Here is a 24,095-nt window from a genome sequence, read left to right on the forward strand (position 1 = left end):
CACCCTTTCTAGCTGCGAATAACCTGCGACAGCTGCGTTACCAGGGGATCTATCAGTGGGGACGCGAGGAGGAAGGAGAACACACCCATTGCGGCCAGCACTGCCAGGGGGACTATTAGCTGCTTCCCCGCCTCGTGGGCCTCGCTTACCCGCAGTGGCCCGTAGAATATCCTCCTCATGGTCAGGAAGGAGTAGGCTGTTGAGAGGCCTATGCCGACGAGCAACGCCAGCGCCGTGCCTATGTACCACGCGGAGCCCATTTGTAGTGTCCGCTCTACTGCCCCCCTTACGATGAGGTACTCGCTCCAGATCCCTGCTGTGGGCGGGATCCCTGTTATGTGCATGAAGCCTAGAAGTGCGATTGAGGCTGTGTACGGCATCTTCTCTGCCAGGCCCCCCATCTTCGTTATATCGCGGAGCCCGTGGTAGGTTGCTATCAGCACTCCGGCTACTCCGAAGAGTACTGCCTTACCGAACGCGTGAACCATGTAGTGCAGGAATACCCCCGCAACCCCGTATACTGTGGCCGTTGATAGCCCTAGGAGGAGGTAGCCCATCTGGGAGATGCTACTGTATGCGAGTAGTCTTTTGAAGTCGGTCTGGCTTAGGGCCATTAAGCCGCCGTAGATTATTGTCGCTAGAGCCCAGACTGCCAGTACCGGTCCGCTTGCCTCGAAAGTCTTCGGGAACAGGACGTAGACTATCTTGAAAATCATGGCTCCGCCGAGCCCTATGAGGTTGGGGCTCAGGAGAGCAGAGATAGGGGTTGGGGCTTCGGCGTGTGCGTAGGGTAGCCACATGTGTACTCCTAGGACTGCTAGCTTTACTGCGAGCCCTACGACCATCAGCCAGAACGCGTAGACTGCTAGCGGTATGCTCTCGCCCACTCCAAGCCTGTACGAGCCCGTAGCGTCTATGAAGTCGAAGCCCTTCTGGAACCCTACTGTGAGGGCCCCGATGAGGAATAGGAGTGCGCCTATATGGGTCCACAGCAGGTACATTATCGCTATCCTGATCCTGTCGCCGTAGCCGTAGAAGGCTATGAGGAGGAAGCTAGGTATGAGTGTGAGCTCGAGGAACACGTAGAACTCGATTATATTTGTTGATAGTACAGTCCCTATCATTGCCAGCGAGAAGAGCGTGTAGAGGAAGTAGTAAGACCTCCAACCTGGCGGCTGCAGGCCCTCGTGCCTCATCTCCTCGAAGCGGTGCTCCATGTAGGGCATACTGTACAGTGCGATTAGGGCTGTTGTCACGGCTATGGAGAATGCTACTAGGAACGAGGGTGCGTCTAGGAGCATGCCGAAGGTCCCGAGGCCGTCTACGGTGAAGCTAATGGGGTCTAGCCACGGCTTGCTAGACCCATGGAGAATGTATGCGGCCAGGAGAGAGAGCGCTGAAGCGAAAAGTGCTAGCGAGTTTATTACTCCAGCAATTCTCTTCCTGTCTCCAAGGAATACCGTTATGACGGCCGATGCTAGTGGCACTAGGACAGACACCCACAATAACGGTATACTACTCACTCCCACCACCCCTCAAACCGGGAATCTCGTAAACATCAACACTCCTAGTCCTCCTAAACAGGAGGACAAAAATCGAAACCAGTACACCGACTTCAACACCGCTAAGTGAGATTGCTATGAGAGCCAGAGATGAAGCCTCGTTGGGTATCCTGGTGGCCAGCATCAGGAGGGCTAGTAGAGCCCCGTTGAACATTACTTCGAGTGATATTAGCACCTTAACGGCACTTCTAGCTGTAATAGCGCCCAGTGCACCTAGACCGATTAGAACAGCCGGTACAAGCAACACTGTAGAATCCATGTGCATCACCTCTTCAACTCAGGAGTATCCCCCGATGCTATCATTATCCCAGCAACTACAAGCACCGCGAGCGACACGCCTAGGAAAAACACCGTGAGCGGGTCTCTAAATAGAACTTCCTGGATCCTGGAAGGGTCTATCGACGCTGTGGCCACGGCCCCCCGCCCTACACTGTAGAAGAAAACGTAGAGGGCTAGTGTTAGGAGTAAGGAGGTTAGAGCAGCGGGCAAGAGGCTTCTCTTCTCGAAGCCGCCCGTACGGCCTATCAGCACGACGCCGAAGACCACGAACATTACTGTAGCCCCTACGTACACGAACGCATGGAACACTGCAACGAAGCCATAGCCTATTAACGCCATGAGGGACGCTGTTGCGAGGCCTGTTAGCCCGAGCATGATGGCTGAGTAGAAGTCCTCGCGCGACCTCACGGCTAGGGCCGCTGACACTACTGCTACTAGCGACGCTAAAGCAAGGTAAACGTCCAACAAGCTAAACCCGTTCATGCCTCAACCCCCTCTCCTCGTCGAATACTGGTTTAAGCTTCCTAGCCCCGCCTGCAACCGCAGGGGATATAGGTTCCTGCGAAAACTTCTCGGGCGGCAGTATCATCTCCTCGAGGCTCTTGTACGCGACGTCATGCACCTTGGTCGTTTCGAGCGCGTTCTGCGGGCATATGTCTACGCAGAAGCCACAGAAAATGCACCTCTGGTAGTTTATACCCGGCCTACCCTTCCTGTCCGTCTTTGTCCTGTACATCTTCATGGCCGAAGCCGGGCATATCATCGCGCAGAGCCCGCACTGTATGCACCTGTCTGGGTAGTAGCGTATCAACCCCCTGTAACCCTCTGGGAGCTCGATGTACTCCTCGGGGTAGTAGACCGTTATCCTGTTCGGGAGGAACAAGTACTTCAAGCCAGTCGCTACTGCTCTCAAGTGTAGCTTGAACGAGGCCAGTTGCCTAGACACATCCCACCACCTTTACAACTACAGATATAAGCAGGGATATTAGCGAGAGAGGCAGGAACACCCTCCACCCGGCCCTCAGGGCCTGATCCAGCCTGTACCTGCCGTAGACTGATCTGAGGAATGCCACGAAGAGCATTAGGAGGTAGGCCTTTACGAATAGGAAGATGCCGGCGATGCCTGGGTACACGCTGTAGAGGGGTGCTACTAGGGGCTCCCAACCCGAGAGGAAGAGCAGGGTGTAGAGCAGCGAGAGCGAGTACAGCTTGAGGTATGCCAGGCCCATTCCTATGCCGAATATTATCCCGCTATATTCGACGAAGGGGCCGGCGACTATCTCCTGCTCGCCCTCCACGATGTCGAAGGGCAGCCTCCCAGCACTCATAACCATGCCCACAAAGAACGTGAAGGCCGCTACAGGGTTCAGGACTATGCCTGGGAGCCACTGCCTGGCCACTGCCTCTTCTAGATCCAGGGTGCCGTATAGGACTCCCATGGAGAGTGCACTGATGAAGACTACTGCCTCGTACGCAAGGCCCATGAATGCTTCCCTGACAGCCCCCTGTATGGCGAACTTGTTGTTTGAGGCCCACCCCATGAGCAGGACTGAGAGGGGTATGGCTGAAATAGCCGCTAGGGCTGCCGGGAGGGAGTATGGGGACTTTATGGGAGAGAAGCCGGGGGCAGAGGGGATGAACGCAAACGGTATGATGGCTAGAGTAAGCGCGAGTATGGGGGCGAAGAGGAACGGCACCCTGTCTGCTGTTACAGGGATTATGAACTCCTGGAACATGTAGCGCGTGCCGTCCGCGAGCATCTGCAGTACGCCGCCGAGCCTCCTAGTTACGTACAGCGGGCCTACACGCATCTGCACGCGGGCGGCAATCTTCCTCTCCGCCCATATAACCGTCAACAGTACGACGAGTGCAGTTGCAAGCCCCGGGAACACGACGGGGGCGAAGACTTGTGGGCTTAGCAGGAGCCTTAAAACCCAAGGCAGTACGCCTGCTACATCCATCTCAATCACCTGTCTGCTTCTGGCGGGAAGTAGTCTAGACTTCCGTATATTGCGGGGAAGTCCATAAACCTGTGCCCGGGCGCGAGGTACCTGAAGAGGATGACGTTGCGGAAGGATGGTGTTACGACGCGAAGCCTATACGGCTTAGTCGAGCCGTTGCCCGTCACGTGGTAAAATATTTCCCCGTGGCCCATCTCCACCCTGCTAACGGCGTCGCCCTCGGGGAGCTTGAGCGTGGCGAATATTCCCGGGAACTTCACCCGTCCGGTCTTCGCGACCTGCTCGCGTAGGGGTGGCGGTAGCAGCCGCACGTATTTATCCGCAAGGATCGAACCGTCCGGAATCTTTCTTAGGATCTGCCTTATGATATTCATGCTCTGCTTTATCTCTTCGATTCTCACGAGCATCCTCGCCATAGCGTCGCCCTCCTCGTGTGTCGGAACTTCAAACTCGAGCTCGCTGTAGGCCGCGTAGTCTTCGGCTAGCCTGGCGTCGTATTTGATGCCGCTAGCCCTGAGGTTTGGCCCTACAATCCCAAGCCTGCTGGCCTCGCTCTTCTTTAACACCCCTACGCCCTCGTACCTCGCACGCACCTGGGGGTTCTCGAAGAATACTGCCATGTAGTCTTTAAGCCTCCTCTCCATGTACCTCACAGCTTTCTCGGCCTTGTCTGCGAAGCCCTGCGGGAGGTCTCGCCTCACGCCGCCGGGTATGCTGTAGGTGTGCGTTAGCCTTGCACCCGTCAGCTCTTCTGCGAGCTGGAGCCAGACTTCTCTGTCCCCGAAGGCCCACATGAACATCGTCGAGTGGTTTAGCATTATCCCCGCGATACCCATCCCGTAGAGGTGGCTCGCAATCCTGTTTATCTCGCTCAAGAGCGTGCGCAGGTACCTGGCTCGCGGGGGTGGCTCAACGTCTAGCAGCTTCTCGATCGCCCTGACAAGGCCCAGAGTCACGTTGTGGCTGTCGATTATAGTCATCCTCTCCAGGAGCGGTATCGACTTGATCACTTCCCGCCCCTCAGCGAGCTTCTCCATTGTCCTGTGAACGTAGCCTATGTCTGGATCCACGCTCACGATAACGTCTCCCTCCAGCCTCACGATGAAGCGCATGTGGCCTGAGGCAGGGTGTTGTGGGCCGATGAACAGCTCGTAGGTTGACTCGTCCCCCTCTCTGGCGATCAGCCTGCTGTAAATTACTCCACCCTGCTCACTCAACGTCGACATAGACACCCTCCTCTACGACCTTGAAGTCCTTCCTGAGAGGCGGGGGCCCCGACCAGTCCGGGGGCAGGAGGAGCTGGCGTAAGTCCGGGTTCCCCTCGAATACTACTCCAAGCATCTCCCAAGTCTCCCGCTCCAAGAGTATGGCATTCGGCCACACGTCGATGAGGCTCGGAAGCCTAGGAGTGTCCCTGGGGGCGCGGACTCTAATTTCAACGAGTACGCCTCGCAGGTCTTCCCGGTAGCTCTCAGCGTGGTACACCACTTCTATGACTCCGTCTTGTGGCCAGTCTATGCCCTCGATGGAGGCGAGGTGGTCGAACCCCATTCTGAGCACCTCCTCTGCCAGCTCGCGTAGCCTCTCTGGAGTAGCCTTAACCTTGACTACGCTGCGCACAGCCTGTGCTTCGAAACCCCTCTCCCTCAGTCGTTGTTCAACCAAGCTAGCTAGTTCTACTCCACTCACCTCTCCTCACCTTCTCTTGGAGCATTATAATAGCACGTGCAACCGCTTCAGGTCTTGGGGGGCAACCCGGGATGAAATACTCTACCGGTAAGATGTCCTTAGGCCTCACAATATTATAGCTGTTATAGAACAGGCCCCCGTCAATAGCGCAGGCGCCCATTGCTATCACGAACTTGGGCCACGGCATCTGGTCGTAGACTATCTTCGCCGCTTCACCCATCTTCCTCGTGAGCGTCCCCTCGACCACGAGCAAGTTTGTCTGCCTAGGCGAGTTGAAGGGCAGGAACCCGAAGCGCTCTGCGTCAAAGCGGGGGGCACTCGCGGCCGCAAACTCTGCCCCGCAACAAGACGTCGTGAAGTGGACGGGCCAGAGGCTGAACGCTATAGCCCAGTCCCGGAGAGACCTCACTGGGGTCTTCTCAACAAGCCACTTCGTGGCCTTCCTGGCCGACTCCTCGAGATTCCCGATGAGAACGAGTCCAAACGGGCACGACATAGGCCTGACCCAGCTAGATCCTCCACTCGTTAATTTTTTCCGACATAGCGACGCCCCAGGCGATGACGGGTAGAAGCACTGCTAGGAGGGAGGCTAGAGTGATTAGAGAGTTGTATGAGTGGGAGAACGGCAACAGGTAGAGCAGCACTATTAACGGCTCTACACCCAAATACAAGATGACGTAACCGTAGTACTGGAAGGGTAGCCGGGTCTTAGCCTCGCCCGAGGGGATGTTCCCGGCTTCGTACCGGGCTCTCTTAAACCTGCCCTCAGGGCCTCTCTCGAGGAGTAGGGCAAGAATGATAACAAGCAAACCGGCTAGAAGCCCGAGCACTGTAACTAGGAGGAGTGTCGTAGCGGGGCTAGGCATGAAACACCCTTGTGTATGACGTCCTTGTGTATTTAAACTTTAGCATAGTGATATATAAGACAGGGGGATACAGAATTGTGTAAAAACAGTTTCAAAATTTTTATCTGTAGTAGTTTTTATTTTACGAAATAAAAGGTTATATTGAAAAGTATTCAATAATTGTGCTGTAAATTGGAGAAGCTGCAATGCCTACTACTATGAGGGTTAGAGCTAGAATTACTGGGAGATTCTCTCTCAGCCCGCCTTCGCGGCTACCTGTGACCAGGGTGTACATGACCCGGAAGTAGTATGCGAACGACACGACGACCGAGAGGAGAAAGCCCAGCCCGAGGACAGTGCTGTACTGGAATAGTCCAACCCCGATGTACAGTTCACTCCAGAACGTGGGGAGCGGGGGCGCGCCCGTAAGCCCTAAAGCTGCGAAGACTACAGTGAGTCTTAGAGCATTATTCTTTGACGCAGCTCCAGACAGTTTTGAGAGTAGCCTCGTCCCGTAGGCTGTCAAGAGCACGCCAGCCACTATGAACAGTGAGGCTTTCAGTAGCCCGTGCGCGAAGATGTGTAGGAAGGCGAATTTTGTGGCGAGAGCGTTCCCGGAGGCCCAGGCTAGCAGGATGTAGTTCACGTTTGCCACACTGCTGAAGGCTAGAAGCCTCTTGAGGTCGTCCTGCCTGTAGGCCGAGAAGTTGCCCACCAGGGCTCCTGCTAGCGCGAGTGGGGCTACAACTGCTCTCGCAAAGGCATCGCTCCCGACAAGCCTGAACACTAGGACAGCCGCAGATTCTATGGCCACTCCCGATAGGACTGCACTGGCCGTGCTCGGCGCAGCCATATGTGCATCTGGTAGCCAGAAGTGGAGGGGGAAGATTGCGGCCTCGACGCCGAAACCCGTGAGTAGTAATACTTTTGCCAGTGGGCTCGCGGAATATACGGCTTCTAGGGACGTACTACCCGTCTCCACGACCACTAGCGTTACTCCGGATAGTGCTAGTGCTGTTCCGGCGCCGCAGAGCATGACATATTTCATAGCAGCCTCCGCCCCCTCTCTGTCTCTATGGTATGCCGTCAAGGCTACAACGGATGCGCTGAGGATCTCCCATGCCATGAAGAGCCTTATGAGGTCAGTCGAAGTTGCGAGCAACACTGAGGACGAGCAGAGGGCGAGGATTAGTGCATTGTGTGCTGACACGTCCTCGTCTACGAGGCTATAGGCTGAGAGCACGGCTACTAGCCCTATGAGTGAGGACGTTAGTCCGATGAGGCCTGCGGGTGATCTCTCTAAGATTGAGCATTGAAGCAAGAAAGCCAGCGCGCACGCAGCGATTGCCGTTGACAGCGCTCTCCGTACTCTCCCTCTAGCCGCCCGGGCCAGGACTAGTAAGAGTCCTCCGGAAAGCGCTGTATAAACCACTAATTCTTCAAACATTTGTCACGTCACCCCTAGAATAACCGTCAGGAGGATTAGGAACAGGCCCATTAACCATAGAGTGTTGACCGAGGGAATACCTCTCTGGAGCTTGACGGAAAGGCTTGAGAGAGACCCCATAATCCTGGAGGCTACTAGCGTGTAGAGAGCATCCACGTAGAACCCTCTGTCGGCAATCCGGGCTAGTGGTAGTACTGCCCTCCTGATGGGCTCTCCCCTCATTTTAACCCAGACTGAATAGGATAGTAGCATGCCTGCGACAACTCCCAGGACTGCGGTTGGGTTTACCTCGGAGAGCTCCGGCTCGACGCCTAGTAGACTGGACGCTGCTACTAGTAGGAAGTAGCCGCCAAGAGTCAGCAGGGCTAGCGCTAGGATAGGTAGCAACATGGACAACTCTTTCTCGCGGGCTCTCCTCGCACCGCAACAGCCCGTGAACAGCCTGAAATAGAGTCTAAAGATGTAGAGTGTCGATAAAAACGAGACAATGAAGACCAGTACTTCCCCCCATGAACCCATGAACCTGTTCCCGAGTGCTGTGAGGATGAGCTCTTTTGAGAAGTAGCCGGGAAGCGGGGGAACGCCGGCGAGACTAAGCGAGCCTATGAGGAAAGCTACCCCTGTTATTCTCAAGCCGCTACTCCACAAGCCCCACACTTTGTCTAGGTCTCGAGTGCCCGACTCGTGGATTATGAGGCCGGCGCACAGGAATAAGAGCGCCTTGAAGAGGGAGTGGGATACCAGGTGGAGCTGGGCCGCCGTCCACGCCCCGAGCCCTAGTGCTAGGAACATGAGTCCGAGGTGGTTAATCGTGCTATAGGCTAGGACTTTCTTGACATCAGAGGCCCCCAGCGCTGAGAGAGCAGATAGGAGCACGGTCGTTATCGAGATCCATGTAATGGCGCTGAGCGCGGCCTCGCTCGAAGATATCAACGGGTAGAATCTAGAGAGCAGGTACACGCCTGCCTTAACCATTGTAGCTGCGTGTATCAAGGCACTCACAGAGGTAGGCCCCTCCATCGCGTCAGGGAGCCACACGAAGAGCGGGAACTGTGCGGATTTGCCAATGGCGGCGAGGACGAGTAAGAGCGCGACTGCTTGCACCTGGCTCCCGAGGCTGGAGAAGGATAATAGTACTGCTGGTATATGCGTAGTTTTGAGTGTTGTCAGCATCATCGCAATGGCTATTATAAGGCCGATGTCCCCAATCCGCGTAACCGTGAAGGCTTTAAGCCCTGCCCTTCTCGCCTCCGGCTTCTCCCACCAGAACGAGATCAGGAGAGCACTACAGACGCCTACGAGCTCCCAGGAGAGGTATAGGATGACTATGTCTGTTGAGAGTACTAGTAGGCTCATGGACGCCACGAAGAGGAGGATTAGAGAATAGTACCTTGTATAGCCTGGGTCGCGCCCCATGTATCCTAGGCTGTAGACAACTATTAGGAACCCGAGGACGTTGACGACGCACAACATAAGTTTCGATAAAGGATCATTGTATAAGGGAAGGCCTATAAGCTGAGACTGCTCCGTGAATACCGCATAGAGTAATGAGAGCACTGCCGCCAGGAGCGACGACGCTACGCTCAAGGCTTCTACAATCCTCCTATTTCTCCCCAGGAGGAGTACAAGTACAGGGGCGGTGAACAGTTCGAGGACGAGTATGTCTGCGTACATGCCTACCACCTCAACTCCGAGACTCTTCGAGGATCTATCGTCTTGAAGCGCTCCCAGACCAGGAGGACTATAGCCATCACGAGAGCCTCAGAGGCCGCGGCTGTCGTGGCGACAAGGAGGAATAAGTCTTGGGCTACTACCCCTGAACCCCTACATGCAAGCCCAAAGAGGAGGAGGGAGCCGAGCACCATGGACTGGATCCCCATAACAACCTTGATCATGTTCCTCGTAGCCGCTATAGCCGCGAGACCTGCTACAACCAGCGTTAGAGCCGTAGATACGACTATGATTTCGCCGCTCACCCCCTACCACCCCGGACGACGTGAAGCCCTCCAAGAAGAACTGTTAACAACAAGACTGCTAAGAGAGCAAAGTCGGTATCTTCTGCAACCCTCAAAGAAACCCCACCCCCCACTTTTATCCGGTTCGTCCCTATCAGTAATAGGAGTGAAAATAGTGTGAGGAACATGAACACTAGAGCTAGGGTGTATACGGTGTCTGTTCTCGCCTCCTCCCTCACGACAACCACCAGCCACACCACCATGAGCGCTACGAGAGCGCCCGCAAAGAAAGCAGCTACGAGCAGCGCCGGAACCCAGCCTGCTAGCTCTGAGATTGCGAGAGCAACTATGGTGCTACCGGCAGACATTGTCAGCAGGCTGAACGTTGTTCTCCTGGAGAACAGAGCCCAGACCACCAAGGCAAGACCTAGTAAACAAGACAATTCCAACATCATACGAGCCACCTCAAGAGGAATGCAAGCGATAACTGGAGAAGCATGAGGGGGAAAAGCCTCCCCCAGAAACGCCTGGCGAGACCAACCGTCCTGACGCGGGTACTCGAGGCGCTCACCAGTGTAATTACGACGCTTACCAGGAGTGCTTTGAGCCCAAACCAGAAGAAACCGGCTGGCGGGCCAAGCACGGGGTAGCCTGGCCCCAGGGGGCCTCCCAGGTAGAACACCGTTACCAACGAGATGCCCCAAGTCATGCTCAGGTCACTGTAGAGCCTCATGTACGCCAGGTTCCTCCCCGAGAACTCTGTGAGCCACCCTGCCGCTATCTCCTGCTTGGCGTGGGGTAAGTCAAAAGGCCTCTTTTCGAGCTTTGCTAGGAGGGCTATCAGCGAGATAATAAACCCTATGGGCTGGTATATTGCTAGAGGCGCGTGCTCTGCCTGGTATCTTACTATGCCCTCCAGGCTTACAGACGATGCCTGGACAACCACAGCGGCTAGGCATAGCGCGAAAACGCTCTCGTACATGCTGTACTGTATTAACAACCTTCCAACGCCCAGCGAAGTATACGGGGTTATAGCGCTGTAGCCTGCTATGGCTATTGTTAAGGTGGACAGTGCCAACAACAGGAAGACTAGTAGAACGTCTCCCTGGAAGTTCAACGGCATAGAGGTTGAAGCTACGGGTATGTATGCCATGCCGAAGATCGGTATTGTTACCGCGAGGACAGGAGCTAGGCGGAGAAGCAGTTTGTCCGCTCCTCTGGGCTCTAGCTCCTCCTTTCCGAGGAGCTTTAGGAAGTCAACCACTGGCTGCAGTAGCCCTCTAGGCCCCGTGTAGAGGGGCCCTACACGGGACTGTACCCTTGCAGTTACCTTCCTCTCGATATACTCGAACCAGAAGGCCATGGCCACCGTGAAGAGTAGGCCCGGGAACACCAGCGCCTGGAATATTACTTCCAGCAAGCAGGGATCACCTCTCCTCGAACAGGTTTATACCTTCGATAAGGATCGCAACCAGGAGAACGAGGAAGAGTAGTAGTGTTTGAGGAGTAGGCTTTAGTACCAGTATAAATGCGACTGCTTCGACTATGAGAAAGAACAGTACAAAGGCGAAAATTCCTGGCACGTAGTACTTCTCCCAGCGCGGGTTAGACGGCATGCCACCCGTGAACGGTTCGTAAGCTTTCTCGGAGTGCCTGCCTTTGGGCGCCAGAAAACCAGAAATAACGTACACTGCTAACACTACGAACAGTATTGAGAGAAAAGCCACAACAGCCCCTACTCTAGGGTCTAGAGGGCCTGCTACCAGGATGGCTCCGGGCAACACCTCCAGTGGAGACCTTCTGACCATTTCGACGGCCTTGGCAGGGCATACATCTGCACACATGCCGCAGTAGATGCACTTGTAGTAGTCGAACTCTGGCGCCTGCTTCTCTACCTCCCTGCCGCCAACTACTCTCTTGCCTACGCTCTTCATGGATATTGCCCCTGGGGGGCACGAGCGGGCGCAGAGCCCACAGCCCAGACACTTCTCCTGGCTGACCCTAGGGTAGCCTCGGCTTGCACCGTTTCCCGTCGCGAGCCCCAAGTCCGCTGTTAGGGGTTTCTCGAAGAGGTTCCTAACAGACATCGCCATTATCCTTACTAGTGAACTGTTCGCCCTCACTTTCTCACCCTTCTCTTCTTCACCTCTGCTAGCAGATCCTCTAGGGTCAAAGTGCGGGAAGTATTCGTGGCAGCGTTGTAGACTTGGATACGATCCATGCAACTAAAGCATGGATCGATGCTCGTCACGATGAGCGGCAAATCTGACAGCGTGGCTCCCTCCAGTATACTGGCCGCGAGCTGGATGTTGGGCAGAGTGGGTGTCCTGATCTTCACTCTATAGGGCGTGTGTGTATTGTTTGAGTTGACGTAGTAGAAGAGCTCGCCCCTGGGGGCTTCTGTTCTCGCGTAGGCTTCGCTCTCCCGGACAGTCCCCATGAAGTACCTCTGGGGAACCGGGTTGCCCGAGGGGATCTTCTCGGCGATCTGCTGGATAATCCTTGCAGACTCCTGTAGCTCCTTCAGCCTTACCAGGACGAGGTTGTACACGTCGCCTCTGTCCGCAGTTACGACCTCGAACTCCAGCTCGCCGTAGGCCCCGTAGGGCTCTATTTTTCTTATATCGTACGGGTCGCCGGCAGCACGCCTCACCGGGCCCACTGTAACATACTTACGGGCTTGTTTGAGGCTGTAGGAGCCGATGTCCCTCGTCCTCTCGACAAACTCGTCTACACTCACTATCTCTTCGAGTACCCTGCTAACTGACTTCTCGAAGTCTGCAGCCCTGCGCGCAATGCCTTTCACGGCCTCGTCGCTTACATCTCTCCTCACTCCACCGATCGTGACAAATGACTTGTGAACTCTATTCCCCGTGATCTCCTCGAGAATATCCATTATTGCCTCCCGCATCCCCCAGACCCACATGAACATCGTCTCGAAGCCCATCCAGTAGCCTACTAGTCCGAGCCAGAGGGAGTGCGAGTGCATTCTCTCAAGTTCGGCTACTAGAGTGCGCAGGTAGAGTGCCCTTTTCGGAGGCCCCAGGTCTAAGAGCTTCTCGACAGCTTCCACGAACGTCCACGCGTGGTGGGTGCTACATATTCCGCAGACCCTCTCGAGTAGGAAAATATCTCTTAGGTATGTCCTAGACTCGGCGGCCTTCTCGATCCCCCTGTGCACGAACCCTATCCTTAGGAAAGCCTTCTTGATAACCTCTCCCTCAACCACCAAACTTATGTGCTCTGGCTCTTTAAGGGCAGGGTGGTAGGGGCCGAACGGGACAACCACGCTCTCGGGAGAGAGGGGTGCAGGCTGCGTGAAGGCTTGAACCTCGCAGCTCTGTGCCTGGGAGATGTATTCCTTTACTGATTCAGGTTTCACTTCTCTAAGAAGGGGAGGCGGGGCTTCCTTGGGGTAGCAGTCTGGCAAGATGAACCTGCCTTGACTGTCCAAGCCTTCGAACTTCACCCCAAAGAGGTCGCTGATTTCTCTCTCGTAGAAAAGTGAGCCGGGAAGCAACGGAGAAATATCTGGTAGAACAGCATTGCTCTTGGGTATTTCGGCTGATAGGTGTTCAACTCTGCCGTTTAGATCCCCGAGGTGGTAGAGGACTTCGAGGTGATCCCCCCTGTCTACAGCAGTTATAGCTATCAAGTGTGAAAAGCCTTGAGCTAGTAGACTGAGTAGTCTCTGCTTTAGTTCGCTAGGAATTACCTGGTGTTTCGCCTGGATTTTAGCGCTCCCCATCTGTCTCGACCCCGTAAAGCCTTGCTAGGGCCTTGAGAAACATCCCCGGGCGGACTGGGCACCCCGGGATCTTTATGTTCACGGGAATAACCTTCTCAGCTCCGCCCACCACGTTGTAGCAATTGGAGAATATGCCCCCGGAGCAAGCACAGGTTCCCAGCGCGACTACAAGTCTCGGCTCTGGCATCTGGTCGTAAATAGTTCTCAGGGACTGGGCCGATTGAGTGGTTACAGGCCCTGTCACGACGAGGACGTCTGCGTGTCTGGGGCTCGGTACTAGTTGTATTCCAAGTCTCTCAATATCGTACCTGGGTGTAAGAGAGGCGACGAATTCTATATCGCAACCATTGCAGCCGCCCGAGTTGAAGTGGTAGACCCATAAGCTCTTACGCCTCAAACGGGACACACCATACTCCACGATTTAATCTATTTCAAAAAAGATATATCAAGTGATTTTAATATCATCTCTTATTAAAAAATCTTTACTCAAATTTTTACATATGACAAAACAAGTCAAGGGCAGAAATCCCTGTTTTTCTCTAACTCAACTAACCTACATAGTCATACAGTAAACTATATATTTACGTTATGTGAATAGAAATTTTTAGAAAAATGAGTACTATGAGGCTCGTTAGAAGAGTGCAACTAACTGGTGGTTCAACATACATAGTCTCTATACCGAAAGAGTGGGCGGCAAGCGTGGGCATATCTAAGGGTAGCCTCGTGACTCTAACCCTAGAGCACGACGGTACTATCAGAGTTATCCCGAGTGCCAAGAAACCCCAGGCAGCCACCACAGCTGAGGTCACCGTCGCTAAGGACACCTCGCAGGGAGCTGTCGTGCGCGAGGTCATGTCCAAGTACCTCGTTGGGTACAAGACTATACACCTGAAGTTTCTACGAGACGACCCCGAGCTAAGAAGAGTTTTGAAGGAGGTCGCCGTTAAAAAGCTCATAGGGGCTGAAGTCCTACACGAGGACTCGCACGAGATGACAATACAGGTTCTAGTCAACATTGAAGACCTCCCTATTTCGAGCATCATCCTCAAGATGAGAGACACGAATAGGAGTGTGCTTAAAGACGCTATGGACGCTATCAGGAGGAGAGCCGCTGGCTCTCTAAACCTCGAGGAGCTCCTCGCACGGGACGACATTGTCGACAAACTCTACCTCTACGGGCTCAGGCAACTTAACACGGCGCTCAAGGGTTATATCAGCCTAGAGGAAATTGGCCTGTCGCGCTCTGAGGAGGTTTTATCGTACAGCATGGTTCTGAAGAACCTGGAGCGCATCGGCGACCATGCAGTAAACATAGCTATTAATACCAGAAATATTCCGGGCGAGTTCCCGGGCCTTGAAGACCTCCTCCTATACGGCGAGGAGGTGACGGCATTCTTCGAGAAGAGTGTAAAAACCTTCCTTAACAGAGACAAGAAAACTGCCAACGATCTACTCGACGCCAAGGCTGTGGAATTGAGGGAGATCGAGAAGAGGCTCACTAGCATATATTCAATCGGTGACGCTCAGCTCCTCACTACTCTCAGGATAATCGCAGGGAGCTACAGGCGCGTGGCAGACTACAGCTCCGACATCTTGGAAGCCACGATCGACCTCTACGACTTGTAGCCGCGGAACCCCACGTCCTCCCTGTAGTAGCCTAGAGTAAAGAATATATGGTACTGAAATACTCATTTATGTACATGCTTGATCTGAAAGTTTCATTACTGAACATTTATTTAATAAAGCCACATGAGATGTACATTGAAGAACGAGTTAGAGCTATTATGGAGGATATGACAGGGAGGGGGGTTCTAATAAAGCCTGTAGTCGTAGAGCGCGGAGAATTCGTCCTGCTCGACGGTCATCACAGGTTTGAGGCTCTCAAGAGGCTGGGCATTAGCATTATCCCGGCAGTCCTGGTGGACTACTGGGATCCAAGAATAGTAGTGAAAAGCTGGGTCAATGGCGCTACTTGCAGTAAGCAAGAAGTCATAAGGCGTGCACTGAGGGGGGATCTCTTCCCACCCCGCACGACACGCCACGTATTTATTGATGGGCTCTACGAGAAGCACATTTCGGAGATTGTTCCTGAAGTGAACATAAATATCTCTAACCTCAAGGCTCTAACTCGATAAACTCCGTGTAGCTACAGTCGCTGCACAGCTCTAGCCCCACAACGTCGAAGAAGCCCGTGAGCTCCAGCCGCACGTCTTCACCCTCGAGGATTGGTAGTTTCAGTGTGATCCTCCTCTCCTTGTCGGAGGGGGCTAGTTGGAGGACAAACCACTTGCCACCGTCTGGAATGCTCCCCTCAAGGCCGCTGGGACCTGACTTCGCGACCACGGAGAATACACGTTCAAACGCTATTTCCCCTTCGCTTTCGAACCCCCCGCTACCGTTTCTTCTCCCGAGGTTCATAAGCATCTTGCCGTCGGCTATCAAGACGAAAAAACCTCTGTAGACCTTCCTACCTCTCCGGACGCGTTTGTGCAGCTCTCCGGATATCCTGAGCCTTGCCAAAGGACTCCTCAAGAAGGCGAGCCTGAACACGTAGTAAATAAAGCTATCGTTTTCTAGCCGTAACGCTCCGCGTAGAATTTCATGTAGTACTTCCTCTCCTCCGCTGTTGACTCGTGTATGTGTCTCAGGACTGCGATTTCTTCTTGGGAGAGCTTCCTCCCTCTTCTCTCCATCATCCTGTTAATCGCGGCTAGCGCCTCGTCAAGCGGTATTTCCTCCAGCCTCCTCCTGTAGAAGCGCGTGAAGCTCGGTATGTATTTCGGGGCCATTTCTGGTGCAATGACGTTCGACGCTACTCCAATTATTGTCCCGGCATTGAGCATTGTCCCGATGCTTACCCTTGCGTGGTCGCCGATAAACGACCCAACCTTGATTTCGCCGGTTCTGATAGACCCTTTCAGGGTATACAATACGATCTCGCCGTAATCGTTCCTGAGGTTACCGGTTATCGCCCCGGCCGCTATGTTGACCCACTCCCCAACATAGGAGTCCCCGAGGAATCCGTCGTGGGCCTTGTTACTGTGCCCGTGTACAATGCTCTCAGAAACTTCTCCGCCGATCCTGCACTTCTCACCGATGCTTGTACCAGCCCTTATTACCGTCGAGGCCCTAACAGTCGTCCCGGCCCCGATGTACGCTGGCCCCTCTATGTACGTGAATGAACCTACTACTGCTCCGGCCTCGATGATCACCGGACCCTTGCTCGTGTCAACAGTGACAGGCGGGATTACCCTGCTCTCAGGGTGAACGTAAAGACGGGAGGGCTCCCCGACTAGGCTTACACCGCTAGGGGTGGCTGGAGTCCAGGGAAGGCGTTTAGCTTCGCGCGGTATAGTGGCGTGCGCGAGCCTAGGGAGATCCCAGAGCCTGATCACCGTAAGCGCTTCCTTCAACTCCTGTGCCCCGAGCCTAGTCGAGGCCTCGGCTACTACTTCCGCCGCATTGGAGGGCTCGTCTATCACGAGCTCCCTTATGCAGGCGTAGACAAGCTTACCCCTGTAGAAGTAGGCCTCGCCGAAGCCGCATTCCACCCCTCCCAGGGGGATGTAGCTCGCGTTTACAGCGATGACGTTCCGCAGGCGGCCCTTCAAGTTTACAGGTATGCCTGTCTGCCTGAACACCAGCTCTGCGAGGTAAGGCCTCGTATAAAGGACGCTAGGTGTGCCCAGGGTTAGTTTTATCTCCTCTAGTACTGTCCTAGGGCCGGCTTTGAGGAGGAAAACAGGGCGGGTAAGGGTTAGCGGCTCTAGGTTTGCCGCGTCCTCGGGGCTTTCGAAAACCACTAGGGTTCTCTCCCTTCCTTCAGCGATAGTGAACACCTATTAGAAGTGTATAGCCTGCGAAATTAAGGTTGCGATATGTAGTTTGAAAACTCTTCGAAGACCTCCATCTCAACTCTTGACTCCAGCATGTCGAGCGCTAGGGACAGTATGTTCCCGACCAGGTGGTCTAGGAGGCTTGAGGGCTCGAAGTGGCTGAAATAGTCCCTGTAGGCTTTCATTATCTCGAGCTTAGCCCCCTCCTCGCCCGTCTTGAAGGCTCTTACGGCGTTCTCGAAGGAAGACCTTATCAGCTGGACGTAGTCTGCGCTTATGTTCACTAGGTGGGCTATCCTAGCTATGCTCGCTATCACGTCTCCAACTCTCTCCAGGGTCTTCCCGTAATTGAAGAGGGGGAGTAGGAGGGCCTTATTCCGGACGCCTACTTTCGGAGAGTACCAGCTGTACATTATGGATAAGGCTACCTGTCGGCTTAGGAGGAAGTAGAACTTGTCTATTTCCTCGTCTCTCTCTATGATGTCCCTGAGGTACGACGTATCGCCCGTAGCTACGAACTCCTCTAAATCCCTTATGCTATTGAGTACTAGAACCTCCATCCTGCCCAAGACCTTCGGTATCTCAATCAAGGACGCGTCAGCAACCATCTGCAGGAGGATGTAGTCAGACCCTTCCTCGAACACTTCGAGGCCAACAAGCCTCTTAAGGGTCTTTCGCACGCTGTCGCGGAGCTCTGGAGTCACTCTCCCCGACCTCGAGACGACCTTGATAGAAGTGTATCCCGCCTGATAGAGCGCTATAATCATTCTTTCAAGGGAGTCCTCGTCCCCAGGCGTCGCCTCCAGCACTTTCACCTCCTCCTTGAACTGCTCGTGCCGTCGCACCGGAGATATTAATAGATAGTTGTCGTAGTCCTCGACGAAGACGGTGTCCCCCTCCTTCAGGTTGTTCTTCTCGACCCATGTTCTAGGCAGTGTTATCGACAGGCTCGCTCTTCCCAGCCTGATTATTCTCCTGGCCAGACTCATACATAACATGTATATACATGCATTAATAAATTAGTTTTGTATAGGGAGTACACTTATAGGCTTAGTACTGTGCTGTTTTAACATGGAACTGCTTGTAGAGAAACTCAAGAATGCAGAACTCGCTCTGAGCTTCGACGACGTGCTACTGCTACCCAGGTACTCTGACGTCAGACTAGACGAAATCGACATATCCACGAGAATAGCTCCCGGCCTAACCCTAAAGATCCCCATCATAAGCTCCCCAATGGATACTGTTACAGGTAGAGAAATGGTTCTGTCGCTGGGGAGGCTCGGGGGGCTTGGAGTACTCCCTAGGAACCTCCCACTCGAGGAGGCTTTCTCCGTGGTGAGGGAGGCTGTCGACGAGAAGATACCTGTGGGTGTCGCTGTGGGACCATTCGACGACGAGAGGGTTGGTAAGCTCCTGGACGTGGGTGTCTCCATAATCGTCGTAGATACTGCCCACGGGCACAGCAGGAACGTCATAGAGGCGACAAAGAGGTACGTGGCCCTAGGCGCTAAGGTCATGGCCGGGAACATTGTCACGGGAGAGGCCGCAGAGGCCCTCATCGCGGCCGGCGCCTCCTCGCTTAGAGTCGGTGTAGGCCCCGGGCACGCCTGTACGACGCGCGAAGTCGCCGGTGTCGGCCGCCCCCAGCTCAGCGCCATAGCAGAAGTTGCCGACGCAGCCCGGAGCTACGGCGTTTCCGTCGTGGCAGACGGCGGCATAGAGAAGCCGGCAGACGCAGTGAAAGCCCTGGCTGTGGGCGCCGACGCCGTGATGCTGGGGTACCTCCTAGCCGGTACAGACGAAGCCCCGGGGGCTCTCGTAGTGAGAGACGGGAAGTGCTTCAAGGTGTACAGAGGGATGGGGAGCCGTAGCGCGCTTGCGAGCGGGTCTACGAGGTACGGGGAGTTCAAGAGAGTACCTGAAGGCGTAGAGGGACTTGTCGAGTGTAGGGGCAGCGTGGCTAGAGTCGTTGAGTGGATAACTGGCGGGATAAGACAAGGGATGGGGTACGTTGGAGCCAGGAGCCTAGCTGAGCTCAGGGAAAAGAGCGTCTTTGTTAGGCTTACAGGCGCCGGTGTAAGGGAGAGCGGGCCTAGAGGCTTATTCGAGGTGAGGTATTGATGGGAGTTGTAGAGGTTGGCGAGTTCTTTGACCACGGCGTCCTGAGGAGGAACGTGAAGATAGTGTACGGGGGGCGCGAAGACCTGTTTTTCGAGAGTGCAGTTTCCCCTGGGTTCGCCGACGCGCACGCACACCCGCAGGTCGTGGATGTCGGCGGGCCTGGCTTGTGGAGACACTCCTATGAGTGGCTCGAGAATAGGAGGCTTAGAGTAGACGAGGCCGGTATAAGGAGGGACAGAGAGCTCTCGTCGATGCTGGCCATGGCCGCTATCCTATCCTCGCTGGTCGACGGAGCTACTCTCGTCGCCCTGACGGGGAGCCTCGAGGGTAACGTAGCGGCCCTCTTAGCACTACCAGTTGCACCGCGTGTCGTACTACTGCCTACAGTTATGGAGAGCGACGGGTGGAGTACGCCGGAGCATGTTTACGCCGAGTACGTGCGCAACCTCTCAAGGTGGGACGGGTACTTCAACATGGGGTTCTTCGTGCACTCGTTGAGGAAAGCCGGGAAATCTTACCTGTTGGCGTCCTACAAGACGGCTACGAAGCTCGGCGTACCCTTCGCTCTCCACCTCTCGGAGGGCGTCGACGAGAGTAGAGCTCTAGTCGAAGTGCTTGGAGAAGCTCCGAGGAACGTCATAGCCGTCCACTGCATCGAGGGGGCCGAGAACTGCAAGCAGTTGGGGCTAAGGGTTGTCCACTGTCCTACATCCAACCTCTACCTGTACGGTAGGACGCTTAAGGGCCTGGAATTCTTCGACTCACTGGGCAGTGACTGGCCGCTTGTCACGGGCTCTATACTCGCGGCTTACAGGGACGCTGTCCGCGTACACGGCCCAAGCCTGGAGCTCCTCAGGAAGGCGACTTCTGGGGGCTATAGGGTTTTCGGCATGAACGGCGTGGGCGATATCGTTGCGTTCGACGAGGGCCTCGACAAGGTTATTAGGGGTGAGGCGAGGCCTAAGGCTGTTATTGTGAGTGGGCAGTTAGTAGTCGGCGAAGGAGCCATTCCCCGGATGGGTATTGGGAGGAGAGATATTGAAAAGCTTAAAGAAGAAGCTGTGAGGCTGGCTTTTGAAAGGTATGGAGTCTAGAAGGAGTAGCGTGGCCGTACTGGACTTCGGCGGCCAGTACGCCCACCTTATTGCGAGGAGAGTTAGAGAACTGAACTTCTACTCAGTACTCGTCCCGTACGACGTTACCCTCGACGAATTCCTGCAGGCCAGCCCGCTCGCCGTCATATTCTCCGGGGGCCCTGCAAGCATATATGTTGAGGGTAGCCCCAAGCCGAGGAGAGAGGTTTTCGAGTACATAATCAACAACAGGATGCCTCTCCTAGGCATATGCTACGGCCACCAGCTTATAGCCAGCATGCTCGGCGGGCGCGTGGCGCGGAAAGATAAAGCCGAGTATGGCCTAAGCGTGTTGAGAGTGCTTACAGGCGACCCTATCTTTCACGGAACGCCGGCTTCCCAGAGGGTGTGGATGTCCCACCGCGACGCTGTTGTCTGGCTCCCTGAAGAGCTCGAAGTCATAGCCTCCACGGACTACTCCGAAGTAGCCGCTTTCCGCCACAAGACACTGCCGGTCTACGGCGTGCAATTCCACCCCGAGGTCAGGCACACCGAGTACGGCAGAGTAATCCTCGACAACTTTCTCAGGAGGGTGGCAGGGCTGAAGCCCAACTGGTTCGTGGAGGACGTGGCCGCAGAGGTGATTTCCGACCTGCGGAGAAGGCTGAGCGGTAAAGCCCTAGTAGCAGTTAGTGGCGGTGTCGACTCCCTGACAGCGGCTGTGATGGTTCAGAGGGCTATCGGCAGTGACAACATCTACGTCGTGCACGTCAACACAGGGCTACTGCGCGAGAGCGAGAGCGATCGGACGTTGAAGACTCTGGAGAAGCTGGGGTTTAAGAACGTGTTCTATGTGGACGCTAGCAGGCTCTTCCTGGAGAGGCTTAGGGGCGTTACAGACCCAGAGGAGAAGAGGAGGATTATAGCCAAGACTTTTGCAGAAGTGTTCGCGGAGAAGGCGCTGGAGCTAAACCGGAAAGTGGGGGGTTTCAAGTACCTCGTCCAGGGCACAATATACCCGGATAGAGTTGAGAGTGGAGCGACTGGGAAGGCTACAGCCAGGATTAAGAGCCACCATAACGTGGTTATGGAGGCTATACCTGGCCTAGAGATCGTTGAGCCGTTGTCTGAGTTCTATAAGGATGAAGTGCGGAAGATAGCCAGGAGCCTAGGCATACCGGACGAGATCGTAACGCAGCACCCATTCCCGGGTCCCGGCCTCGCCGTCAGGATAGTAGGCGAGGTCACAGAGGAGAAGCTTAGAATACTGCGGAAGGCAACAAGGATAGTAGAGGAGGAGTTTAGGAAGTCGGGCTTCTATGAAAGGGTGTGGCAGGCCTTCCCCGCGCTTCTCTCAATTAGGACAGTGGGGGTTAAGGGGGACGAGAGGAGCTACGAGTATGCCCTAGCCCTACGCGTGGTGGAGAGCGAGGACGCCATGACCGCCAGTTTCGCCAAGCTGCCGTGGGAGTTCCTCGAGCACGTTGCTGAGAGGCTCGTAAATGAGGTTGAAGGCGTCAATAGAGTGCTCTACGACATCACGCACAAGCCACCTGCTACGATAGAGTTCGAGTAGCGGTAAACCTTTATTTTTTCCGGGCAGAGAGATAAGCCTAGAGAGGCTGCATGCACGGCCCACCTTGGATCTGGCGCAAAGGCTGCAGGAGGGGCAGGCCGCCTAAGGGGAGGTGGATCTGGGGATCCATCCCGAGGGTGTCTTTTATCCCCGTCGACGAGAACGGGGTGGAACTGCCGGGTGAGCCGATCGTGCTCACGCCCGACGAGGTCGAGGCTCTTAGGCTCGTGTACCTCGAAGACCTCACACAGGACGAGGCTGCCGCCAAGATGGGGGTTTCACGAGGTACGCTTTGGAGAACAGTAGAGTCGGCCAGGAAGAAGCTGGTTCAGGCGTTAGTTGAGAAGAGGCCTATAATTATAATTAAAGTATCTTGAGATTTCAGACTTGTCACCATACCCCATCCCCTCGGGCATTGGAGTCATTCATCATCGAGTACAAATTGCCTTGGGAGGATAAAAGGCTACCTTCGGGTTGCTTGTACAGCTAGTGCTGGCTGCGGCCTTAGCAGGGCTGAGGTGCCCTGTTCTCTCATTAAGCTTTCTAGCTCCTTCGTCTTCGACTTGACGTAGAGGAGGAATGCCTTAAAGAGAAGTCTCAAGGGCAAGTGTTTCGGCGACCTGAAATACATTTTGAAGGCGATTTCCTCGCCCCACTTCAGCGAGTGCTGCAGTGCACGCCACATGACTTCTACGTGGGCCTCGGTGACCCTGTCCCTTATGAAGCCCTCGTGGTTCTTGAGGTAGCCCATCGGGACGAAGAACATCGGTACTACGAGGCTCCTGTAGTCCTTTATCTTATCTAACAGCTCGGCGGTTTGCCTCAAGTCGTCTTCCGTCTCGCCGGGGATGCCGAGGATTAGCGTCAAGGCCGGAACTATGCGGTTGTCGTGCATTATGGCTAGCGCGTCCTCGACGACTTCATGCCACTTCTCGATCGGGTAGGGTGCTGCCTTGCCCGGCATTATTAGCCTGGCAAGCCTCAGCGAGCCCGTCTCGAGCCCGACCTGGACGCCAAGCCAGTCCTGGTGGTCGTCGTATATTATCTCGGTTAGCCTGGTTATCAGCCTGTACTTCTCCTCTGCGTACTTCACTCCAGCTAGGGTAACGTGGCTCCATGCCAGAGTCTTGTAGTACCTCTTAACGAGGCTGTGGAGCTTTATGAGTGCGCCGGGGTTAGGCTCGATGCCCCTAGCGCCGTACAGGAGGACGTCCTCTGAGTGTATGACTCCTGAACGTATACCCGCCTTCACGTTCACCTGTAGTTCTTTCTCTATCTTCTCCAGTGGATAGTACCTCAGCGGCCTGAGCGTTACGGGGCAGAACCTACACCTCCTCGGACACCCCCTCATGATTTCGATAAGCCCGTTTATACTGGCGCCTTTTATCTCTGGGATCTCCTCGAGGCTTGGCGCGTCCTCTGGTCCTACGTAGACGTAGGCTGGCAGGTCGTCGCCCTCAAGGGCTTTTCGGACTATGTCGCCTATGACCCTTTCAGCCTCGCCGTCGACGACTGTGTCGACGCCGAACTCCCTCCAGTACTCGGTTTGCCAGAGCCACTGCCAGGCCGCGGGCCCTCCTGCTATGATCTTGAGGCCCCTCCTCTTAGCCTCCCGGATGCTCTGCATGCGCATGAGCCTCTTAAAGCTCCTGCTGTTGATGGGTTCCTGTCCCGTGATGGCCCACCACTCCACGCTTGGCGAGTTCATAGCGAAGTAGTCGTGGTGGCCGACCATCAGCACTTTGGCGCTCTTGAGGTAGCGGTCAATGTAATCGGGGTCTATGATTGCTGCGTTGAAGCCCTCCTCGAGGAGCTTCGCCTCAACCTTCCTCAAGCCGTACGGGGCCTCGACAGGTCTCCCGTACTTGTCGACCTTAAGCTTTGGCGCGCTGAGCCACATCCAAGCCCACTCTGGCATCCCGACCGGCGGAGCTGTTGTGAAGAAGCCTATGAACTCCTTCCTGTGGTGGTTCGTCATCATGGAGCGGTCTGAGGTTATTATT

The 24,095-nt window shown here is 54.9% G+C and carries 27 protein-coding genes; 6 read left to right on the forward strand and 21 right to left on the reverse strand.

Features of this window, described 5'->3' with window-relative positions; genetic code table 11:
• Nucleotides 1–8: 8 nt before the first annotated feature.
• The 17 genes from IG193_RS02300 to IG193_RS02380 all read right to left on the reverse strand — a co-directional run bounded on the left by IG193_RS02300 (nucleotide 9) and on the right by IG193_RS02380 (nucleotide 13,883).
• Nucleotides 9–1,523 (reverse strand): complex I subunit 4 family protein, encoded by a 1,515-nt coding sequence (locus IG193_RS02300; RefSeq protein WP_192819288.1) that lies wholly within the window; start codon nucleotides 1,521–1,523, stop codon nucleotides 9–11.
• Nucleotides 1,516–1,821, reverse strand: coding sequence for an NADH-quinone oxidoreductase subunit NuoK (locus tag IG193_RS02305; protein ID WP_192819289.1), 306 nt, complete (start codon nucleotides 1,819–1,821; stop codon nucleotides 1,516–1,518). The genes IG193_RS02300 and IG193_RS02305 overlap by 8 nt, the downstream gene beginning before the upstream one ends.
• A 5-nt stretch (nucleotides 1,822–1,826) precedes the next feature.
• A complete protein-coding gene (locus IG193_RS02310) occupies nucleotides 1,827–2,324 on the reverse strand; it encodes an NADH-quinone oxidoreductase subunit J family protein (RefSeq protein ID WP_192819290.1) in 498 nt (165 codons plus the stop codon).
• Complete coding sequence (locus tag IG193_RS02315) at nucleotides 2,311–2,787, reverse strand: NuoI/complex I 23 kDa subunit family protein (RefSeq protein ID WP_192819291.1); 477 nt, start codon at nucleotides 2,785–2,787, stop codon at nucleotides 2,311–2,313. Before IG193_RS02315 ends, IG193_RS02310 begins: the two co-directional genes overlap by 14 nt.
• Nucleotides 2,780–3,802, reverse strand: coding sequence for an NADH-quinone oxidoreductase subunit NuoH (gene nuoH / locus IG193_RS02320; RefSeq protein WP_192819292.1), 1,023 nt, complete (start codon nucleotides 3,800–3,802; stop codon nucleotides 2,780–2,782). Before nuoH ends, IG193_RS02315 begins: the two co-directional genes overlap by 8 nt.
• A 5-nt stretch (nucleotides 3,803–3,807) precedes the next feature.
• Entirely contained in the window at nucleotides 3,808–5,028 is a 1,221-nt protein-coding gene (locus tag IG193_RS02325; protein WP_192819293.1) for an NADH-quinone oxidoreductase subunit D, read from the reverse strand.
• Nucleotides 5,012–5,491 (reverse strand): NADH-quinone oxidoreductase subunit C, encoded by a 480-nt coding sequence (locus tag IG193_RS02330; RefSeq protein WP_218042164.1) that lies wholly within the window; start codon nucleotides 5,489–5,491, stop codon nucleotides 5,012–5,014. Before IG193_RS02330 ends, IG193_RS02325 begins: the two co-directional genes overlap by 17 nt.
• A complete protein-coding gene (locus tag IG193_RS02335; protein WP_192819294.1) occupies nucleotides 5,469–5,987 on the reverse strand; it encodes an NADH-quinone oxidoreductase subunit B in 519 nt (172 codons plus the stop codon). The genes IG193_RS02330 and IG193_RS02335 overlap by 23 nt, the downstream gene beginning before the upstream one ends.
• 13 nt (nucleotides 5,988–6,000) lie before the next feature.
• Nucleotides 6,001–6,357, reverse strand: coding sequence for an NADH-quinone oxidoreductase subunit A (gene ndhC, locus IG193_RS02340; protein ID WP_192819295.1), 357 nt, complete (start codon nucleotides 6,355–6,357; stop codon nucleotides 6,001–6,003).
• A 136-nt stretch (nucleotides 6,358–6,493) separates the two neighbouring features.
• A complete protein-coding gene (locus IG193_RS02345; RefSeq protein WP_192819296.1) occupies nucleotides 6,494–7,783 on the reverse strand; it encodes a complex I subunit 5 family protein in 1,290 nt (429 codons plus the stop codon).
• Between the two features lie 3 nt (nucleotides 7,784–7,786).
• A complete protein-coding gene (locus IG193_RS02350; RefSeq protein ID WP_192819297.1) occupies nucleotides 7,787–9,457 on the reverse strand; it encodes an NADH-quinone oxidoreductase subunit 5 family protein in 1,671 nt (556 codons plus the stop codon).
• A 2-nt stretch (nucleotides 9,458–9,459) separates the two neighbouring features.
• Nucleotides 9,460–9,759 carry an NADH-quinone oxidoreductase subunit NuoK gene (locus IG193_RS02355; protein ID WP_192819298.1) on the reverse strand — a complete coding sequence of 100 codons (300 nt, stop codon included), beginning with the start codon at nucleotides 9,757–9,759 and terminating at the stop codon, nucleotides 9,460–9,462.
• The gene (locus tag IG193_RS02360) at nucleotides 9,756–10,193 is read right to left on the reverse strand and encodes a hypothetical protein (RefSeq protein WP_192819299.1); all 438 of its coding nucleotides are present in this window, start codon (nucleotides 10,191–10,193) and stop codon (nucleotides 9,756–9,758) included. The genes IG193_RS02355 and IG193_RS02360 overlap by 4 nt, the downstream gene beginning before the upstream one ends.
• Nucleotides 10,190–11,158 (reverse strand): complex I subunit 1/NuoH family protein, encoded by a 969-nt coding sequence (locus IG193_RS02365; RefSeq protein WP_192819300.1) that lies wholly within the window; start codon nucleotides 11,156–11,158, stop codon nucleotides 10,190–10,192. The genes IG193_RS02360 and IG193_RS02365 overlap by 4 nt, the downstream gene beginning before the upstream one ends.
• 7 nt (nucleotides 11,159–11,165) lie before the next feature.
• Nucleotides 11,166–11,861, reverse strand: coding sequence for a 4Fe-4S binding protein (locus tag IG193_RS02370; protein WP_192819301.1), 696 nt, complete (start codon nucleotides 11,859–11,861; stop codon nucleotides 11,166–11,168).
• Nucleotides 11,858–13,486 (reverse strand): hydrogenase large subunit, encoded by a 1,629-nt coding sequence (locus IG193_RS02375; RefSeq protein WP_192819302.1) that lies wholly within the window; start codon nucleotides 13,484–13,486, stop codon nucleotides 11,858–11,860. Before IG193_RS02375 ends, IG193_RS02370 begins: the two co-directional genes overlap by 4 nt.
• A complete protein-coding gene (locus tag IG193_RS02380; RefSeq protein ID WP_263971732.1) occupies nucleotides 13,473–13,883 on the reverse strand; it encodes an NADH-quinone oxidoreductase subunit B family protein in 411 nt (136 codons plus the stop codon). The genes IG193_RS02375 and IG193_RS02380 overlap by 14 nt, the downstream gene beginning before the upstream one ends.
• A 215-nt stretch (nucleotides 13,884–14,098) precedes the next feature.
• On the opposite strand from IG193_RS02380, the gene IG193_RS02385 reads away from it, so the two are divergent.
• Nucleotides 14,099–15,112 (forward strand): phosphate uptake regulator PhoU, encoded by a 1,014-nt coding sequence (locus IG193_RS02385; RefSeq protein ID WP_192819303.1) that lies wholly within the window; start codon nucleotides 14,099–14,101, stop codon nucleotides 15,110–15,112.
• A gap of 74 nt (nucleotides 15,113–15,186) precedes the next feature.
• The gene (locus IG193_RS02390; protein ID WP_192819304.1) at nucleotides 15,187–15,621 is read left to right on the forward strand and encodes a ParB N-terminal domain-containing protein; all 435 of its coding nucleotides are present in this window, start codon (nucleotides 15,187–15,189) and stop codon (nucleotides 15,619–15,621) included.
• Here IG193_RS02390 and IG193_RS02395 read toward each other — a convergent pair.
• The 3 genes from IG193_RS02395 to IG193_RS02405 are packed head-to-tail and all read right to left on the reverse strand — an operon-like array spanning nucleotide 15,602 to nucleotide 18,311.
• The gene (locus tag IG193_RS02395) at nucleotides 15,602–16,018 is read right to left on the reverse strand and encodes a hypothetical protein (protein WP_192819305.1); all 417 of its coding nucleotides are present in this window, start codon (nucleotides 16,016–16,018) and stop codon (nucleotides 15,602–15,604) included. The two genes, IG193_RS02390 and IG193_RS02395, sit on opposite strands and share 20 nt — an antisense overlap.
• Before the next feature lie 41 nt (nucleotides 16,019–16,059).
• Complete coding sequence (locus IG193_RS02400; protein WP_192819306.1) at nucleotides 16,060–17,325, reverse strand: putative sugar nucleotidyl transferase; 1,266 nt, start codon at nucleotides 17,323–17,325, stop codon at nucleotides 16,060–16,062.
• A 26-nt stretch (nucleotides 17,326–17,351) separates the two neighbouring features.
• A complete protein-coding gene (locus tag IG193_RS02405; RefSeq protein ID WP_192819307.1) occupies nucleotides 17,352–18,311 on the reverse strand; it encodes a phosphate signaling complex PhoU family protein in 960 nt (319 codons plus the stop codon).
• 82 nt (nucleotides 18,312–18,393) lie between these two features.
• On the opposite strand from IG193_RS02405, the gene IG193_RS02410 reads away from it, so the two are divergent.
• Genes IG193_RS02410 through IG193_RS02425 form a run of 4 tightly spaced genes read left to right on the forward strand, consistent with a single transcriptional unit; the run spans nucleotide 18,394 to nucleotide 22,469 of the window.
• Nucleotides 18,394–19,443 (forward strand): IMP dehydrogenase, encoded by a 1,050-nt coding sequence (locus tag IG193_RS02410; RefSeq protein WP_192819308.1) that lies wholly within the window; start codon nucleotides 18,394–18,396, stop codon nucleotides 19,441–19,443.
• Entirely contained in the window at nucleotides 19,443–20,537 is a 1,095-nt protein-coding gene (locus IG193_RS02415) for an amidohydrolase family protein (protein ID WP_192819309.1), read from the forward strand. The genes IG193_RS02410 and IG193_RS02415 overlap by 1 nt, the downstream gene beginning before the upstream one ends.
• Entirely contained in the window at nucleotides 20,527–22,092 is a 1,566-nt protein-coding gene (gene guaA, locus IG193_RS02420; RefSeq protein WP_192819310.1) for a glutamine-hydrolyzing GMP synthase, read from the forward strand. The genes IG193_RS02415 and guaA overlap by 11 nt, the downstream gene beginning before the upstream one ends.
• Before the next feature lie 50 nt (nucleotides 22,093–22,142).
• Nucleotides 22,143–22,469 (forward strand): DUF134 domain-containing protein, encoded by a 327-nt coding sequence (locus IG193_RS02425; protein WP_192819311.1) that lies wholly within the window; start codon nucleotides 22,143–22,145, stop codon nucleotides 22,467–22,469.
• A gap of 86 nt (nucleotides 22,470–22,555) precedes the next feature.
• On the opposite strand, the gene IG193_RS02430 is transcribed toward IG193_RS02425, so the two are convergent.
• Nucleotides 22,556–24,073: a B12-binding domain-containing radical SAM protein gene (locus tag IG193_RS02430; protein ID WP_192819717.1), complete on the reverse strand. Its 1,518-nt coding sequence runs from the start codon at nucleotides 24,071–24,073 to the stop codon at nucleotides 22,556–22,558.
• Nucleotides 24,074–24,095 lie beyond the last annotated feature (22 nt).

This window comes from Infirmifilum lucidum (assembly GCF_014876775.1).
Taxonomy (GTDB): Archaea; Thermoproteota; Thermoprotei; order Thermofilales; family Thermofilaceae; genus Thermofilum; species Thermofilum lucidum.

Excerpts from the sequence above, each read along its gene's own strand:
- IG193_RS02305 (WP_192819289.1), bottom strand. The coding sequence starts at position 1,821 with ATGGATTCTACAGTGTTGCTTGTACCGGCTGTTCTAATCGGTCTAGGT.
- IG193_RS02310 (WP_192819290.1), bottom strand. The coding sequence starts at position 2,324 with ATGAACGGGTTTAGCTTGTTGGACGTTTACCTTGCTTTAGCGTCGCTA.
- nuoH (WP_192819292.1), bottom strand. The coding sequence starts at position 3,802 with ATGGATGTAGCAGGCGTACTGCCTTGGGTTTTAAGGCTCCTGCTAAGC.
- IG193_RS02325 (WP_192819293.1), bottom strand. The coding sequence starts at position 5,028 with ATGTCGACGTTGAGTGAGCAGGGTGGAGTAATTTACAGCAGGCTGATC.
- IG193_RS02335 (WP_192819294.1), bottom strand. The coding sequence starts at position 5,987 with ATGTCGTGCCCGTTTGGACTCGTTCTCATCGGGAATCTCGAGGAGTCG.
- ndhC (WP_192819295.1), bottom strand. The coding sequence starts at position 6,357 with ATGCCTAGCCCCGCTACGACACTCCTCCTAGTTACAGTGCTCGGGCTT.
- IG193_RS02345 (WP_192819296.1), bottom strand. The coding sequence starts at position 7,783 with ATGTTTGAAGAATTAGTGGTTTATACAGCGCTTTCCGGAGGACTCTTA.
- IG193_RS02350 (WP_192819297.1), bottom strand. The coding sequence starts at position 9,457 with ATGTACGCAGACATACTCGTCCTCGAACTGTTCACCGCCCCTGTACTT.
- IG193_RS02360 (WP_192819299.1), bottom strand. The coding sequence starts at position 10,193 with ATGATGTTGGAATTGTCTTGTTTACTAGGTCTTGCCTTGGTGGTCTGG.
- IG193_RS02375 (WP_192819302.1), bottom strand. The coding sequence starts at position 13,486 with ATGGGGAGCGCTAAAATCCAGGCGAAACACCAGGTAATTCCTAGCGAA.
- IG193_RS02385 (WP_192819303.1), top strand. The coding sequence starts at position 14,099 with ATGAGTACTATGAGGCTCGTTAGAAGAGTGCAACTAACTGGTGGTTCA.
- IG193_RS02390 (WP_192819304.1), top strand. The coding sequence starts at position 15,187 with ATGCTTGATCTGAAAGTTTCATTACTGAACATTTATTTAATAAAGCCA.
- IG193_RS02405 (WP_192819307.1), bottom strand. The coding sequence starts at position 18,311 with ATGAGTCTGGCCAGGAGAATAATCAGGCTGGGAAGAGCGAGCCTGTCG.
- IG193_RS02410 (WP_192819308.1), top strand. The coding sequence starts at position 18,394 with ATGGAACTGCTTGTAGAGAAACTCAAGAATGCAGAACTCGCTCTGAGC.
- IG193_RS02415 (WP_192819309.1), top strand. The coding sequence starts at position 19,443 with ATGGGAGTTGTAGAGGTTGGCGAGTTCTTTGACCACGGCGTCCTGAGG.
- guaA (WP_192819310.1), top strand. The coding sequence starts at position 20,527 with ATGGAGTCTAGAAGGAGTAGCGTGGCCGTACTGGACTTCGGCGGCCAG.
- IG193_RS02425 (WP_192819311.1), top strand. The coding sequence starts at position 22,143 with ATGCACGGCCCACCTTGGATCTGGCGCAAAGGCTGCAGGAGGGGCAGG.
- IG193_RS02430 (WP_192819717.1), bottom strand. The coding sequence starts at position 24,073 with ATGATGACGAACCACCACAGGAAGGAGTTCATAGGCTTCTTCACAACA.